Source organism: Neobacillus sp. NPDC058068, assembly GCF_042885335.1.
Classification (GTDB): domain Bacteria; phylum Bacillota; class Bacilli; order Bacillales; family Cytobacillaceae; genus Neobacillus.
Genome location: NZ_JBHVSI010000011.1, coordinates 75,057 through 90,317 on the forward strand (window position 1 = coordinate 75,057; position 15,261 = coordinate 90,317).

Below are 15,261 nucleotides of genomic sequence, written 5' to 3' on the forward strand. Positions count from 1 at the left end.
CCCGCAGGAGTCTTCGCCGCCTTCCGTTACAATCAACAGAGTTCTTTTAATCAGATAGATACCCTAATGAACAAAAAGACGCCTAAAAATTCACTTTTGGAATTTTAGAGTCGTCTTTTTTTATACTCTATTCAGCACTATTGAAAAAATCCGGACGTTTTTTTAAATATTCGATATTTTTTGTTTGGTACATATTATCCTTGAATTGATAGGTAATAAGAATTCCGCCTTCTGTTGGTGGAGAAATGTGGCCGCTTATAAAAACTACTAGTTCGTTTTTATATACAGAGAAATCAATCTGCTCATGTTTCAAGTAGTCATGAGTAGTGTCATTTGTTTTCTTTTTACCTATCGTTATCTCCACTTGGTCATTAGATACTTTTTTCGTTTTTACATTCTTATTGATGATTGCCACTGGATTATCAATTAACTTTTCCTCAAATATTTCTCCAATGTTTGTCATCGTTTTTTGTAGGACATGTGCTTCCGTAATCATGATTCCTGTACCATGATCAGTTGTTAATACGATGACCAACTCTTCTTTTCCGTCCTCGTTAATATCTTCGAAAAATAATCTTGGACCAAATGCAGGAGCAGCAGTACTTCTCCAATAAGGGAACCATCTAATTCCTCCATCCATCTCCAACCTGAATTTTTCTAAGTCCCCTTCTCTTTTTGTCGCGTAAAGGGTCGCTTTTGCTTTCTTTAGCGTGGCCACAACTTCGGATTGAGGTTCTGCTATATTCGAAATATGAAGCGTCTTGTTCTTCATATCATATTCGACATCCAATTTCAGTTCGCTGCTTATCGATTCAATAGAAACGAAGGGCAAACCACCTATAAACTGTACAATGGAAGGAGTACCGAAAACTGGCTGACCATTCACAAACACCTTAAAAGGAGTAATAGCAGATGCGACTGGAACAATCGTTATTACTAGCGCAACGAATACGGATAAGAACCATTTTACTTTCATCTAATCAACAGCCTTTTTGAATAAATATATTTTGTATATTTCCCCCAAAGTAGCCCTTTATTAGAAAAAATTCGCTCTTATTGAATCTTTACCTTTATTTATCTAATTAGTTTAGTTACTTACAACAGTACTTCAACAAGGTTTTTATTCAATTTCCTTTGAATATTTTTCAGGAAGCAATTCCAAAACATTGCATTTTACAATTTCACCTTTATACGGAATAATGACCTCGATATCTTCACCGTAATCACTTATTAATTCACGACACATACCACAAGGAGCAACTATCCAACACTTATCTATATTTTCGTGAGGGTGTGGATGAGCAACCGCTACTATCGTATCAAATTCATGATCACCTTCTGAAACAGACTTCCCAATTGCCATAGCCTCTCCACAAACGGTTATTCTCCCAACATTAGCTTCAAGATGCACTGCTGAATAAATATTCCCTGATTTTGTGGATACTGCTGCTCCAATATGATGCCGTCCATATTTATAGTTTTTTTCAATTACCTTTTCAGCTTCTTTTATTAACTCATAATCTTTACTATCCAAAGCTTTTACTTTCAACATTTAAATCCCCCATTTTAAAATATTTTTGTTGCATCAGCAGGTAAATTTCTTACATGTTTAAGATATTCCGTCATATTTTTATCGTCATCCATTTGATATGTAAACAATAAATTATCTGCAACATCTTTTGCCAAACTTCTAAACAATTCACAAGTGGCAAATATAGAACTCCAAAAATTCTCATAGTTATGGTCGGAATAAGTGTTTTCATACATCTCCCAATATGATTCAGGAAGGTACTTTTTGAAATACTTTCCCATTTTTCCCGTTGAAACTTGGAAGTCGTGGTTTATCCCAACCCACCAAGAAACCATCTCATCTAATCTAGCCCTTATAACATATTCAAACATTTGCTTTGCGTATGGTAATTCATCACGCCAAATTCCTTTGGCGACGTTTTGCAGACACCACCAAAAATCATTACAACAACTAAAAAACATAGGTTCCGATGGCTTTTTTACTTGGTAATCAATATCTGTAGCAGCGGGAATGAGTGGCAGAATATTGTCCTTATCTAATAATGGTACCGTCAGTTTATCATTGCCATATTCAGCAATCATTGTATCTTTGGTTTCAATATGAAGGTCGATACGATTTCCATCTGTAAAGAGCATTAAATAGCCATACGACCTATCAAAATCCATTTCGTCTCCAACCAATTTATCATTCTTATCAGGCTCTTGGATCATAAGTAAATCTCCAAAACTCTTAATCCATTTCTCATCTTTTATGAAGGATGCCGTTTCTGTCACGACATAAACGATATCAAAGTCCTGAAAAATATCCTTTGGCGCATTAGGATTCGTTCTCGAACCGTTCATATAAACAGCTCGAATTCTTTCGTCTTTTTGAGCAATCCCTAAAATCAAATCATACATTTCTTTTTCGGACCTCATAGCTATTCACCTCATTAGAGAGTTTCTGTCTTTTGTAATAATAAAAATTTTAACTTTTCAAAAAGTTCTTTTTCAACTAAACTTAAAACAAACTATCTAGTGTTTTGGATGCTGTCGCCATACTATTCTATGGTCCCGTCAGTTTATTCCCGGAGCTGGAATCTTGTACATGAAAGGTGGATTTCAATGAATAAAACCATACTTCTTTTTTCACTCATGATTTTTTCACTCTCAATTCTTGTTTCATGCAGTGTCACAAAAATAGTTGATCAGAACTATGAGATTGTAAGCCTGTACATTATAAAGAATGATAAAGCAGAAAAAGTTGCGGAACTAAAAGATAAAAAGAAAATACAAGAATTAACCACCTTGATAAATAGTAGTAAAAAGGAAGATGCAGATAGTGTGGTTTTTGAAAAAGGTCCTGACGGCATTCTTGTTTTCGAAAAAAAGGATAAGAAACTTGAATTACAAGTATTTACAGATGCGGGTAATCTTTTGACAAAAGAATACTATGTCAACTCTGGCATTGATATGAAAAAATACTTTGGTTACTAATATCTTTATGTCAATGGTTATATGCTAATGGTTTTTTTATAGTTTATTGCCTTTTTTTCGAGGTATATTAATTTGTGTTTCTAGCTTTTTGAGTACCTTCTTTCCCTAATCCAATTCCTTTGAATTTTTATGCTTATCAGTCTTATAACTAACTCTTTTGATTCTGTTCTGAAATTTTTTAGGATAGGTGGCTATGTTGCCCGAAAGGAATAATCCAATTAATACAAATATTGTTGCTATTATATCAAACATTTTAATAGATTCATTTAAAAAAATAGCAGCTAATACGTATCCAAAAATAGGAGTCATAAATAACCAATTGTTAGCCTTTACCGTATCCTGTTTTAATAGATAAAACCAGAGCAACATAGTGCCGATGGAAATAATAAACACCAACCAGATTAAAGAGCCAAGTAAATAATAATCCAATTTTAAAAAATAATTATCTTTTTCGAGAATATAGGTGATAGGGATTAACACTACTCCGCCAATAGATACTTGCCAAGTATTAATAACAACACTAGGTAGATTTAAATTAATTTTTTTAAAATAAACACTTCCAACCGCCATTGATACCATTCCTAGTCCTAAAATAAGCAATCCATTTATTTTCACCCCACTGCTTGTGATAGATGGCCATGTGGCGATGAATAGTCCAATAGCTGCAACAATCATTCCTATCCATTCTTGTATAGAAACTTTTCGTTTTAACCATATATAGGACAGGAAAGCAACTAAAAAGGGATTTGTTGTAACAAATAAATTAAATAAGCCTGCCGATACATAACTTAACGCCCAAAAGGTTGCTCCTAAATAAATGGTTGTATTCAATAACCCTAAAACAATTAGTGAACGCCATTCGTGTGACTGAGGCCAAGGATATTTTTTATTGAACAAATAAACATAAAGAAATAGCAAGCCTCCAGCAATCAGAAAGCGAGTGGTAGCTAGTATCAAAGGGGTGGTAGAGTACAAGCCAAATTTTGTGGCAATCGCCGCAGATGACCATAAAAGTGTAAAAAATAAGCCCAATAACGTTTTCATATTTTTCTCCTTTAACTGTTAATAAAAAAATAACTGTGACTAAACATAATCACAGTTATCAAGGGCACTGGACCTTAACCAAGTTGGTCCATAATTTAATTTTACATTTCATTGGTATTAAATTTTTGACTAAAAATCAGAACCTTTTAACCAAATGTCATTTATTTTAACCTTTATTTTTCTAAAAGCCTGTATTTTTTCGAAATTGGCTAGGTGTAATTCCCTCATATTTCTGGAACAAACGTGTTAACGAGGATTGATGGTCTAATCCGACTTGGATCGCAATGTGTAAAATGGGTAAATCTGTATTACGGAGCAATTCTTTTGCTTTATTTAATCGTACTTCTTGTATATATGATGAAGGGGATTTTCCAGTTTCTTTTAGAAACCAATCCGAATAATAGGAACGATTATAATGTTCAAGCGATGCTAATTTATGTACCGTAATTTTCTCATTATAATGTTCATGGATATAACTGATTGATTTAGGTTGTTGGTCTTGAAGTAAATAATATGAAATATATGGGTATAGTTCCTTAAGCGCAGATTGATTTAAAGGTTTTTGGTCGATTTCATTTAGGATAAGATATCGAATGCCTTTCCATTGATTATTTAATTTCCATGAATATCCCCTATTCTGCAACTCATTTCTGGTAAGCATAAAATGTGGGATATCTAAAATTAAAAACTCATTACGGACAACCGAATGAAAAGTATGAATACACTGGGGAGGAAGAAAAAATAATGTTTCATGATCTAGCCGAAGTTCCTGTACCCCTTCTTTTATAGAAAGTTGTCCTTGGAGAGGAAAAATTAATTGAGCATAACAATGAGAATGAGTTTCTTGAGTTGTATTATAAGTTCTTCGTTCTGCCATAAAATCTTTAAGCTCTTCCAATCTACAATCCTCCTACGCTGAAAATTCTAACACCATTCGGATCAACAATATTCGATGATAAGAACCCTTTTAATAAAACTTCTTTTATAGTACCAAATGTTTGAAAATTTAATGAAAATTCGATTTTATATTCATCATACCTTATTTAAGGGACCACTAGGTCAGTCCCTCGCCGCTTTAAATCAACGAGGAACTCTGACCAAAATATTCATTTTTTCCTGCCTATATAAAGCAAGTGAGTGGATATTCCCAAAGTATAAGGGTCTGCCGCTCTTTCTTTTAGTAATCTTATAATTTTTTTGACCTCTTGTTCACCCTTGTCACTCCAGTAACTCCAACTATCATTGTTTAAAATAGCTCCTATATTTGAACCTATTAATTCCAACGTTTCAAATCCTTGTGCTTCCATAAAAGGATTAATGTCTTCAATATTAAAATAGTAAACACCAGTAAATCGTCCTTCGTCCGCGTGATTAAAGCAACCTGATTGCGAGAATTGCAAAACGGTATCCATATTATCGTTTGGCTTCCAATGCTCTGGTGATAAGAGTGATGTAAGTATGTGTCTAATTCTTGGCATAAAGGCGACAAAAACAAGTCCGTTCTTCTTTGTTACTCTATTTAATTCTTGAACTGCCTGTATACGGCCTTGTTCTTCCTGTAAATGATACATGGGTCCCAGCATTAATGATGCATCGAACTGTTCATCTTTAATCATATTAAGTTCTCTAGCATCAGCAGCATAAAAGCCATTAAATTGTCCTTCTAATTGAAGCTCGTTCGCCTTACCTTCTGCAATTTCAACTAATTTAGGCGTTAAATCGGTTAGTGTTACTCTATACCCTTCTTTAGCAAGCTCCATTGAGTATTTTCCCGGTCCAGCTCCATTATCCAGAACGTTTCCGGTTTTTGGCAGATATTTTTTAATATAGTGCCAATTCACTTGAAACTCTATCGGTTCACGGTCAAGCCTTCCCCACTCATCAAATTGACTGTAATAGTTAATGATTTCACACATAATTTTCTCCTGTATTTTATGTATTTACTCCATTTAATTCGATAAACCAAACTTTAAATCCTTCTTACGCTTCTGCTCTGATAATGGAAGGTTGTAGCAGCAACCCCGTAATAACGTTAGTGAGATGTCCGATGACCAACAGGTGTAATTGAGAGTGCGAAATCGTTGATTTATCGAAATTGTATAGAATCCTGAATATACGACTAAAACGAAAAACGCTAATATTTTTGCGCCAAGGGATTCGCGTTTTTCGTACATCCTAAAATGTGCGATTATTGTTAACTAGCTTTGTATGGATTATATAAACAGGAATAATCTTTATCTGATACGAATCTATTGTAAAGTAAGCAATAATAAATTCAATCTAACCTTGTATACAGAGGAGCGAAACTATATATGTCAAACATCTTAAAAAGTGCATACCCATTAGATACATTCACTCAATCAACACTTACATCACAAGATGGTACAGTCATTAGTTATCAAAGTATCGGTGAAGGACCCAGTCTTATTCTAATCCATGGTGCATTAAATGATTCGAGGGACCTTAGCAAGCTTGCCCAAGAACTATCGGATTCATTTACAGTCCACATCATTGATCGAAGAGGACGAGGGATGAGTGGACCTCAGGGAAGTGAGTATTCTATTAACAAAGAATGCGAAGATATTCAAGCGCTACAAAAAGTAACAGGTGCAATTTATGTATTTGGACACAGCTATGGTGGACTCGTAGCTTTAGAAACTGCACGTACATTTCAATCTTTTACCAAAATAGCTCTCTATGAACCTGGAGTTTCTATAGATTCAATACCAACAGATTGGGACTGGATATTAAAATATGAAAAGGCCATGAACCAAAAAGATTTTAGAGAAGCATTTACTAGTTTTGTAAAGGGTGCAGGCCATAGTCCTTTAACAAGAATGCCAAACTGGTACGCAAAACTTATCTTACGTATGGTAATACGTGGAGATCATTGGATTAAAACAAAAGAATTATTACCAGCAAATTTATGTGAGCATAGGGAAGTAAAACGCTTAGAAGGAACTTACAACAATTATCAAATCATTAATGCAAATATTTTATTAGTTTCTGGAGAAAAAAGTCCAGAAACAGTGCACCAAATGATTCGAATATTAGGTCGAACAATTCCAAAAACACAAACATTAATTCTCCCAAAATTACATCATCTTTCTCCTTGTAATGAACATAATCCAATTGAAGTTGCAAGACACATAAAGCGATATTTTCTTAGTTAAGAACTATATAATATTCAAAAAATTCGACATATTATAATTACTTCTTTATAACTACCGATAACACTTTATTATGTAACAAAAAGGTGAATTTAATATGCAGCAATGATACTAATTTTTATAAATTAAGATCTTCCACAATCGGGCGCTTTTCTTGAATAAGAAGGCGTCTTTTTGTATTGTACTGGATTCTGGAACAACAATTATTAGGGATTGTAGTTATATTAATGCGTAGAAGAGATTGTGAAGGATTACACTTAAACTATCGGGCAGGTTAGTTTAAGAGTGTTGTTTTTACTTGCCCTCAACAAACGGAACAGATTGTAAAGCACTGTGGATTTGAAATAAAGTCATCACATTTATAAAAAATGTTTGATGAAAAATCCAAAATCCAGTGTTGAAATGTAGGATTTTTGATTGTTCCACGAACGGGACAGATTAGTTCAAAAGGTACTAACGGAGAATTTTCAATACTTTGGAGAAACTAGTTAAAAACCCTTTCAAAAATTATCGTTTTTTGAAAGGATTTTAATTAAAGTTTGTAGATTTAGAGAGTGTAAATATATCCCAAATTATAAACTTACCCATACTAAAAGCATTACGAATGGAAGTTAAATAACACCAAAGACATCCCCAAGTAATATCTGCTTAGGCTCTTCAAATGTATAGGAAAGCTATATATAGCTTTAGCTTTTCACTTGTTTCCCTTTAAAAAACCAAACAACTACAGGAATAAGTAACAATGATAAAACGGCTCCAGAAATGGATAGTATTGTATAGCTAGAATGTGCGACAACCATTCCTGATAAGGCTCCACCTGCTGCTCCTGATAGTGCTACAAAGACATCGAATGTTCCTTGTGTTTTTGCACGTACAGATGGATGTGTTGAATCTATAATGAGAGCAGTTCCCGTAAGTAAACCAAAGTTCCAACCTACACCCAGTAATACTAGTGCTAGGATTAGCAATAATAATGAGTCTGCCGGTGCAAAAGCTGCCACCATTCCAGCGGCAAGGAGTGTAGAAGCTGAAGCAATAGCCATTGTAGTGCGACCAAACTTATCTACTAATAAACCAGTCAATGGTGAAGGAAGATACATCGCTGATATATGGAACCCTATAACTAATCCCACTTCGCTCAAACCATGACCGTGATGTCCCATGTGAACTGGTGTCATTGTCATAATAGCTGTCATGATCAGTTGAGCTAAAATCATTATTACAGCACCAACCATAATTCCTTTTTTGTTTATGGTTGGATTTTTTAGACTTCCTCCTGTCTGAACTTTATCGTCTTTTTTCTCAGCATTCGCAATTGCTGTAGATACAAACAACGGATCTGGACGAAGAAAAATTAAGAGAATTAATCCGGCAATAATAAAAGCTGCTCCTGACATGATAAACGGACCAGCTAAATTTGGAACACCAATTGATTCTGCAAATTCTCCCATTGGATTAACTAAGTTAGGACCTACTACAGCTCCTAAAGCAGTAGAAACCAATGCCATACTTGCAGCAGTCGCTCGTTGTTTCTCATTTGCAAGGTCTGTCCCTGCATACCGAGCTTGAAGATTAGAAGCCATACCTGCTCCATAAATAAGAAGGGCAACAAATAAAAGGGCAATGCTGTTGATTAAAGCCGCAGTTACAACACCTATTGCACCTAATCCACCTATAAGGAAACCACCTGCAAGTCCAGCTCTACGACCAAAACGTTGTGAGGATGCTCCTATAAGTAGGGCAGCTACGGCAGATCCGAAAGTAAAGAGGGCAATTGGAACCCCTGCTGCATTTTCTGAACCTAACATTTCTTGTGCAAGAAGCGCCCCAACTGTTATCCCAGCACCAAGTCCTGCTCCCCCAAAGATTTGTGAAAGAATCAAAATTCTTAATGTTTTTTTATAAAGCTGTTTATGTCTTTCTGGTGAATCAATATATTCTTGCAACCATATAGGCTGCCGTGTTGAAGTATTTGTATCTTTTGTTGTCATTGTCATTGTCATGAACTCTACCTCCTAACGAAATATCCTTGTAGCTTTTCATGTTTGTTTTGTCATCCTTGGAACATTTCATTTATATCGTCATTAGAAGAAGCTCATAATAAAATTTTCGATAATTATGAGCTTCTTCTATTTTCTTATTTATATATAAGAACGTGACACTATTTGTCGATTTTCATATTAAAATGTATAGGATTCACCATCTTCTGGTACTAAAATATTAATTGAGAATCCTTTTTCTTTACTAAAGTTTTTTAATTCTTCTCTAGATAGTGTCCAATGGTTAACAGCTTCCATATGAACAGAAATAACCTTAGCATTAGGAGCCGCCTTGTGTACTTCATAGATGTCTTTTTTCCCCATAATGAGAGAACCATATTCTATAAATTGATTATCTCCGCCATTGACGACAATAATATCTGGTTTATGGGTATCTAATTCTTCCTGTACACCTTCATACCAGACTGTATCACCAGCTACGTATAATATTTTTTCACTTGGATGTTTAAAGACAACGCCACATACTTCCCCCATAAGCTTTAATAATTCTTCTCCTCTTCCATGCTCGCCTCTTGTTTTAACTAATTGGATGCCTTCAAAGACAGTGTCCTTTGTTAATACCTCTACATTTTGGAACCCGGTATTTTGGACTTCCTTTGCATCTTCATTTTGAACGAACATTTTAATATTTTTTGGTAATAGTCTTTGCGCTGCCTCGTCAAAATGATCTAAATGTAAGTGAGTCACAATGACCGCATCAACTCCACTAATAATATCGTCAACAGAGGTTGGTAAACTCACAGAAGGATTGTTTTGATCTTGCCTAATCGTACCAGGGAAAGATGGGTACGTACCTTTCTCTGCTAACATAGGATCAATTAAAAACTTTTTATTTGCATATTCTACAACTATCGTTGCATTTCGAATTTGTGTAATCTTCATCTTTACAACTCCCTTTCTTTTATGTGTGTTTCCTAACAGTGTTAAGTGTATAATATGAGCATCATTCAAAGACACAGATAAAATAAAGTGTTTTAGGCGTTTGACTTTATTTTTGAAAGGAGTTGACATTTAGATGGATCAAACAGATAAGCGAATTATAGAGGAGTTATGTAGCAATAGCCGGATTACGATGAAAGAACTAGGGGAGAGAGTTCACTTAACAGGACCAGCAGCTGCAGCTAGAGTGGAGAAATTAGAGGACAATGGAGTTATTGAGGGGTATAGCATTAAAGTAAATCAAGCAAAATTAGGGTGCTTTACGTATGCCTTTATCAATATCTATATAGATGGTACACACCATCAACCTTATCTCTCATTTATTCAAACAAAGGAGGGGTATGTCATCAATAATTATAAAATCAGTGGAGATAGCTGTTATCTTTTGGAGTGCAGGTTTCCAAGTAATGAAGCTTTAAATCAATTTTTATTAGAGCTAAACAAGTATGCAAACTATAAATTATCGATCGTTATAAGTAAATAGAGCATGAATAAAAATGGATACTTGTGAATAATCGCATAAACTATAGGGGCTTGAATAGAACAACGAAGGTAGCTGCGGCACCTCTTTTTCTTATTCAAAAGTTAGTTTGTGAAGGACTGTACTTAAACTACCGGGTGCTTTAGTGAAAAAAAAGACTGTCTTTTTGACGGTCTTTTTTTGGTGAGATTAACACAAATACATTTTTGTAAAGTGCATGCTACCTATTTATAGAGTTATTTTTGCTCTCATCACGGTTTTTGGAAGCTGTTTTGTCATCGACTTCAGCCCCCTCTACGATCTGGTTACCAATAGCACCGCCTGAAACACCGCCTATTACAGTACCAATTAGTCCAAATGGAGCACCTATCATAGCACCCGCAACGGCGCCATTAAAAGTTCCTGCTGCTTCACCAAAGTCACTCGCATCTTGATTAGCATTACTACCAGCTTGATTGTTGCCACTTTCTTCTACATTTCCACCAAAGTTATTGCGTTCGTTACTCTGATTCATCTATTCACTTCCTTGTTTATTAATGGGGAATATGCTGATGATGAAAGCACACCATCCCAAACATATACTACCCAGCTGAAGTAGTTTTACTCACTATATGTTGGTTCAAGATATAGTTGTCTTATCGGCAGCCATTTTTTCTTGTTCAACTAAAGGGGGCGTTAGTTTAAAATTGTATTTTTTATTTCAAAAATAGATGCATGTCCGTTTCAGACCTATTCATTTATTCATATCCTAGTAATAGTAGGGAGGAGATGAATAGTTGTGTCTAATGATGCATTAATTTGTCAAGAGTTTGCTAGAATTATCGGCGGGCAAGAGGGATTTGCGGGTGGAAAATGCGTGGCAACCATAAATCGAAATGAAATAAAAGCAATGATTTTAGGAAAACGTTTCAGAGTAACCTCTTCTTTCTCGTTTGAATCAAGAGATAATCAGACTGGACGAGCATTGTGCCTAGGTAGGGTAGCACTGTTGCAAAAAGAAGTCGAGAATTTTGTTGCTTCAATTCTTAATCAAGGAATTATAGTTTCGTCCATACACAATGAGTGGCTTTTTGATGATCCAAAATTGATTTACGTTAATATCGAAGCTGTTGATGATCCATTAGATTTTGCAAGGAAGGTCAGAAGAGCGTTAAGAAGCTAACCCTCACAAGTATTGAAGATCGATGAATTGATTTGCAGCTCTTTTTTCTTATTGAGCTACCGAGGGCGTTCCTGCACTAAGCAGGAACGTTTTTTCACTAACGGGCAGGATAATGGAAGAAGGAGTTTTTATAGATATTGTGGAATTAAGTTTACATAGGGAAAATATGGTGGTTTTAAAATAAATGATAAAAGTACTTCTGTTAACGTAGTGGGCAATTCTTTATGATCACAACTGGAGTATAAAATTAAGATTAAATTTTGACAAGGTGGGGATTTATTATGAGCCGTAAAAACAACTGGATTGTAATTTTTATTTACAATTTTATGTTATTTTTTATCTTTAATTTTTCATTTAGAACTTTGAGGGAAATCGCTGTAACAGCAGAATCATTTCCAAATTCGAACTTTTTCATTATATTATTATCAACTATCATTGGAATTGGGTTATTAGGTCTTGGTGTTAGAAGATACATTTTTATTTCATCAAAAGATGAAAGAGAACGTCATAAACTTAAAAATATTTTTCTTTTAACAACCCCAATAACTTTTATTATTTATATGGGGTTGATAATCAATACCTGATAAAATAACAAGTGCTTTACTTAAAGTTCAGGATTCCATAATTAGCGTTTTTCTCCTCGTTTAGGCATTACTTCAATTATGAGGTAATGCCATTTTCATATTCAAGTAACGGATTTAGTTGAACAAGATTTATATTCCAAAACATAGTAAACGACTTTTTTATTATGTGGCTAATCTGTTTTTTTACGATTATTACAATGAGCAAACAACTTTTATTCTATAGGTTAATTCATGGGTGTTAATGTAGTTGGGTTTTACAGCTGATGTAGTAAAGGACTTTTTTATCAAACAACACATGTCATTGTTTTTCTATGTGTAAATTTTATTAAGAAAGGAGGGAGATCAGCCTTGCCAGATTGGTCGTATCATACCATTTTTAAACCGATTCTTCATGAACTGCCGCCCACCTTTAGTCGGGAGTTTATTCATCGCGGGATAAGCATGTTATCTTCTTCGGCAATAGGGGAAGCATGTATAGAGTTTCTTGGCCATATGGCACCTTCTAATAAACTGGAGAAATCATTATTCGGTGTTCAGTTTACCTCTCCTGTTGGACTAAGTGGTCAAATCGATCCCCAATTATCTGGACTGAAAGCTTTTCAAAATCTTGGTTTTGGCTTCATTGAGATTGGTCCAGTATCCATTCGCGGTACAGAAAAGAAGGAAGAACTTCTTGTTGATTATCAAAACGAACAGATATTGGGACTTACCGGCTTCTCCATAATGCTTTCTACGGTTAAGGAACAACTACACTCTCTTAAAAAAAAGAAGGTCCCTTTTTTTATCAGGGTTGAAGGGACTTTTCAGGAAATAACCGAAATTTGTGAAGAACTCCTTCCTCTTAGTGATGGATTTATACTGAACAGCAATGCGTTTGATTCAGCTGATCAATATAACCAATTTCAAGAAAAATTAAGTAAGCCCGTTATATTTGCTTTTTCAACAGAAAATACAGCTAATATTGATAAGCTGAAAAACTATGATCCAAGTGGATTACTTCTTGAAGGATGTCATTCGCCTGATAGGATGACCGAAACGCTTTTAGCCTTAAGAAACTCATTTAATAATGTACCTATTATCACTTCAGGTGGGGTTAAAGAGCCAGTAGATGCTATTAAATTATTAGAAAATGGAGCTTCACTTGTCATGCTAGGCTTTGAATATGTATTTGCTGGACCTGGTCTGCCGAAGCGGATTAATGAGGCAAACAGCAACAGGCTCCCGAAGGAATCCGTAATTGCTAAAGGATGGCTTTGGTATTGGTTGTTTGGTTCGGCCATAACAGTTGCTGGATTCATTGCACTGTTTTTTAGTATGACCGCCATTATCCTGCCATATGATGAATTCTTTTTAGGCATAATGAGGAAGGATATCGTAGATTTCAACCCTGCCATTTTATACTTTATGGCACATGACCGGATGACTCTTTCAGGGACAATGATTTCAGGCGGAATCATCTATCTGCAGCTTTCGAGGCACGGAATCAGGTATGGCCTTCATTGGGCAAGAAAAGCAGTCAATATCGCAGGGATGATTGGTTTCCTTGGAATTTTGTTATTTATCGGTTATGGTTATTTCGATTGGCTCCATGGATTATTTTGGCTCATTTTATTACCGTTATTTATCTTTGGATATACGAAATCCAAGAATTCGAAAGCAGCGCCATCAAGCATCAATCTTTTTAATCATAAATACTGGAAGTTGAGCTTAATTGGTCAATTATCGTTTGTCCTTTTAGGGTTTGCATTAACGATTGGCGGAATCGTCATATCAGTCGTTGGAGCATCAACTATATTTGTTCCAACTGATCTTTCTTATTTATGTCTTACTCCGGAAGCGCTGAATGAATTTAATGAACGATTAATCCCTGTGATAGCACATGATCGTGCCGGGTTTGGCAGTGCCCTGCTAAGTGTGGGCCTACTCGTATTGATGCTTGCCTTATGGGGAATTCGCGAAGGAGAAGGCTGGGTCTGGTGGACCTTCACAATCGGTGCCGTTCCAGCATTTTTATCCGGGATTATCACACATTTTATTATTGGCTATACTGATTTTGTTCACCTATTACCTGCTTATATTGCAGTAGTTCTATACATGACAGGAGTAATTTGCACTGCACCATTTTTATTAAAAAGAAATTGAATGTTACTACTAAGCTATTCTGTCCCAAATCTGACGATACAAGTTGTCCCACTTTTGTCGACATAAATGTCCAATTGCTGTTTTCATATCATTTTGGAGTAATTTTTTGACAGGCTAGAATGTCCAGTTTTTCAGTATTTTAATTCAAAAAATAGCGTTGATATTTAAGTTGTCCAAATTAGGCAATTCAGTACACGTTTTTGGATATAAATAATCGAATTTCATGATGCTCCTCCGTCCTTTAAATAGCACAGAAAAACATAGTTTTGCAGTCTCAAGAAATTAGATGGCAACTTGACAGGAGCCTCTTCAGGCATGTTTCCTAAGCCAGGAATCCAGCAGTCACAATGACTGGCTGTTACAAAATACTGTCTCGGGGCAGTACTTTTCCAAATGTAAGAAAGCCCAAAATAAGCAATTAGTGCATAAATACTTGCTTATTTTGGGTCTATTAAATTTTATTCCTTATTGTGTTAAAGCACCCTTTTAGTTTAAGTGCGTTTATTCACAAACTTATCCTTTTTACAGTTCATTTATTACAGGAATGCTGTCTTGTTTATAAAAAAACGACAGCTCTTATTTGCAATCGCCCTGGTTAGCTCTTTTTTGACTAACTACTTCACCAAATGTTCCCTATTAAGCGAATTATCATTCTTGGTATAAACATTAAGAT

15 protein-coding genes are annotated in these 15,261 nt (G+C 35.1%); 6 read left to right on the forward strand and 9 right to left on the reverse strand.

Going from position 1 to position 15,261, the window contains the following annotated elements; translation table 11 throughout:
• Nucleotides 1-127 precede the first annotated feature (127 nt).
• From ACFVSW_RS14295 to ACFVSW_RS14305, 3 genes are all read right to left on the reverse strand, one after another.
• Nucleotides 128-976, reverse strand: a complete 849-nt coding sequence (locus ACFVSW_RS14295) for a hypothetical protein (protein WP_387317124.1) — start codon at nucleotides 974-976, stop codon at nucleotides 128-130.
• Nucleotides 977-1,120: 144 nt separating this feature from the next.
• Nucleotides 1,121-1,552: a cytidine deaminase gene (locus ACFVSW_RS14300; protein WP_387317127.1), complete on the reverse strand. Its 432-nt coding sequence runs from the start codon at nucleotides 1,550-1,552 to the stop codon at nucleotides 1,121-1,123.
• Between the two features lie 14 nt (nucleotides 1,553-1,566).
• Nucleotides 1,567-2,448, reverse strand: a complete 882-nt coding sequence (locus ACFVSW_RS14305) for an aminoglycoside 6-adenylyltransferase (RefSeq protein ID WP_387317129.1) — start codon at nucleotides 2,446-2,448, stop codon at nucleotides 1,567-1,569.
• 186 nt (nucleotides 2,449-2,634) lie between these two features.
• Between ACFVSW_RS14305 and ACFVSW_RS14310 the strand changes: the two genes are divergently transcribed.
• Nucleotides 2,635-3,006 carry a hypothetical protein gene (locus ACFVSW_RS14310; RefSeq protein ID WP_387317132.1) on the forward strand — a complete coding sequence of 124 codons (372 nt, stop codon included), beginning with the start codon at nucleotides 2,635-2,637 and terminating at the stop codon, nucleotides 3,004-3,006.
• A 105-nt stretch (nucleotides 3,007-3,111) separates the two neighbouring features.
• Here the strand turns inward: ACFVSW_RS14310 and ACFVSW_RS14315 are convergent, their stop codons facing one another.
• From ACFVSW_RS14315 to ACFVSW_RS14325, 3 genes are all read right to left on the reverse strand, one after another.
• Complete coding sequence (locus tag ACFVSW_RS14315) at nucleotides 3,112-4,050, reverse strand: DMT family transporter (RefSeq protein WP_387317135.1); 939 nt, start codon at nucleotides 4,048-4,050, stop codon at nucleotides 3,112-3,114.
• A gap of 181 nt (nucleotides 4,051-4,231) precedes the next feature.
• Nucleotides 4,232-4,948, reverse strand: a complete 717-nt coding sequence (locus ACFVSW_RS14320; RefSeq protein WP_387317136.1) for a helix-turn-helix transcriptional regulator — start codon at nucleotides 4,946-4,948, stop codon at nucleotides 4,232-4,234.
• A 208-nt stretch (nucleotides 4,949-5,156) separates the two neighbouring features.
• The gene (locus tag ACFVSW_RS14325) at nucleotides 5,157-5,966 is read right to left on the reverse strand and encodes a class I SAM-dependent methyltransferase (RefSeq protein WP_387317139.1); all 810 of its coding nucleotides are present in this window, start codon (nucleotides 5,964-5,966) and stop codon (nucleotides 5,157-5,159) included.
• Between the two features lie 396 nt (nucleotides 5,967-6,362).
• Between ACFVSW_RS14325 and ACFVSW_RS14330 the strand changes: the two genes are divergently transcribed.
• Nucleotides 6,363-7,223, forward strand: a complete 861-nt coding sequence (locus tag ACFVSW_RS14330; RefSeq protein ID WP_387317141.1) for an alpha/beta fold hydrolase — start codon at nucleotides 6,363-6,365, stop codon at nucleotides 7,221-7,223.
• 683 nt (nucleotides 7,224-7,906) lie between these two features.
• On the opposite strand, the gene ACFVSW_RS14335 is transcribed toward ACFVSW_RS14330, so the two are convergent.
• Nucleotides 7,907-9,217, reverse strand: coding sequence for an MFS transporter (locus tag ACFVSW_RS14335; RefSeq protein WP_387317402.1), 1,311 nt, complete (start codon nucleotides 9,215-9,217; stop codon nucleotides 7,907-7,909).
• A gap of 183 nt (nucleotides 9,218-9,400) precedes the next feature.
• Nucleotides 9,401-10,162 (reverse strand): MBL fold metallo-hydrolase, encoded by a 762-nt coding sequence (locus ACFVSW_RS14340; protein ID WP_387317144.1) that lies wholly within the window; start codon nucleotides 10,160-10,162, stop codon nucleotides 9,401-9,403.
• A gap of 133 nt (nucleotides 10,163-10,295) precedes the next feature.
• Here ACFVSW_RS14340 and ACFVSW_RS14345 point away from each other — a divergent pair, with 133 nt between their 5' ends.
• Nucleotides 10,296-10,703, forward strand: coding sequence for an Lrp/AsnC family transcriptional regulator (locus ACFVSW_RS14345; RefSeq protein WP_387317146.1), 408 nt, complete (start codon nucleotides 10,296-10,298; stop codon nucleotides 10,701-10,703).
• A 217-nt stretch (nucleotides 10,704-10,920) separates the two neighbouring features.
• Here ACFVSW_RS14345 and ACFVSW_RS14350 read toward each other — a convergent pair whose 3' ends face one another.
• Nucleotides 10,921-11,214 carry a hypothetical protein gene (locus ACFVSW_RS14350; RefSeq protein ID WP_387317148.1) on the reverse strand — a complete coding sequence of 98 codons (294 nt, stop codon included), beginning with the start codon at nucleotides 11,212-11,214 and terminating at the stop codon, nucleotides 10,921-10,923.
• Nucleotides 11,215-11,472: 258 nt separating this feature from the next.
• Between ACFVSW_RS14350 and ACFVSW_RS14355 the strand changes: the two genes are divergently transcribed.
• The 3 genes from ACFVSW_RS14355 (at nucleotide 11,473) to ACFVSW_RS14365 (ending at nucleotide 14,588) form a co-directional block, all read left to right on the forward strand.
• Nucleotides 11,473-11,862: a DUF1259 domain-containing protein gene (locus ACFVSW_RS14355; RefSeq protein WP_387317405.1), complete on the forward strand. Its 390-nt coding sequence runs from the start codon at nucleotides 11,473-11,475 to the stop codon at nucleotides 11,860-11,862.
• Between the two features lie 281 nt (nucleotides 11,863-12,143).
• A complete protein-coding gene (locus ACFVSW_RS14360; protein ID WP_387317150.1) occupies nucleotides 12,144-12,446 on the forward strand; it encodes a hypothetical protein in 303 nt (100 codons plus the stop codon).
• Nucleotides 12,447-12,794: 348 nt separating this feature from the next.
• Nucleotides 12,795-14,588, forward strand: coding sequence for a beta/alpha barrel domain-containing protein (locus tag ACFVSW_RS14365; RefSeq protein ID WP_387317152.1), 1,794 nt, complete (start codon nucleotides 12,795-12,797; stop codon nucleotides 14,586-14,588).
• The last annotated feature ends 673 nt before the right edge of the window (nucleotides 14,589-15,261 follow it).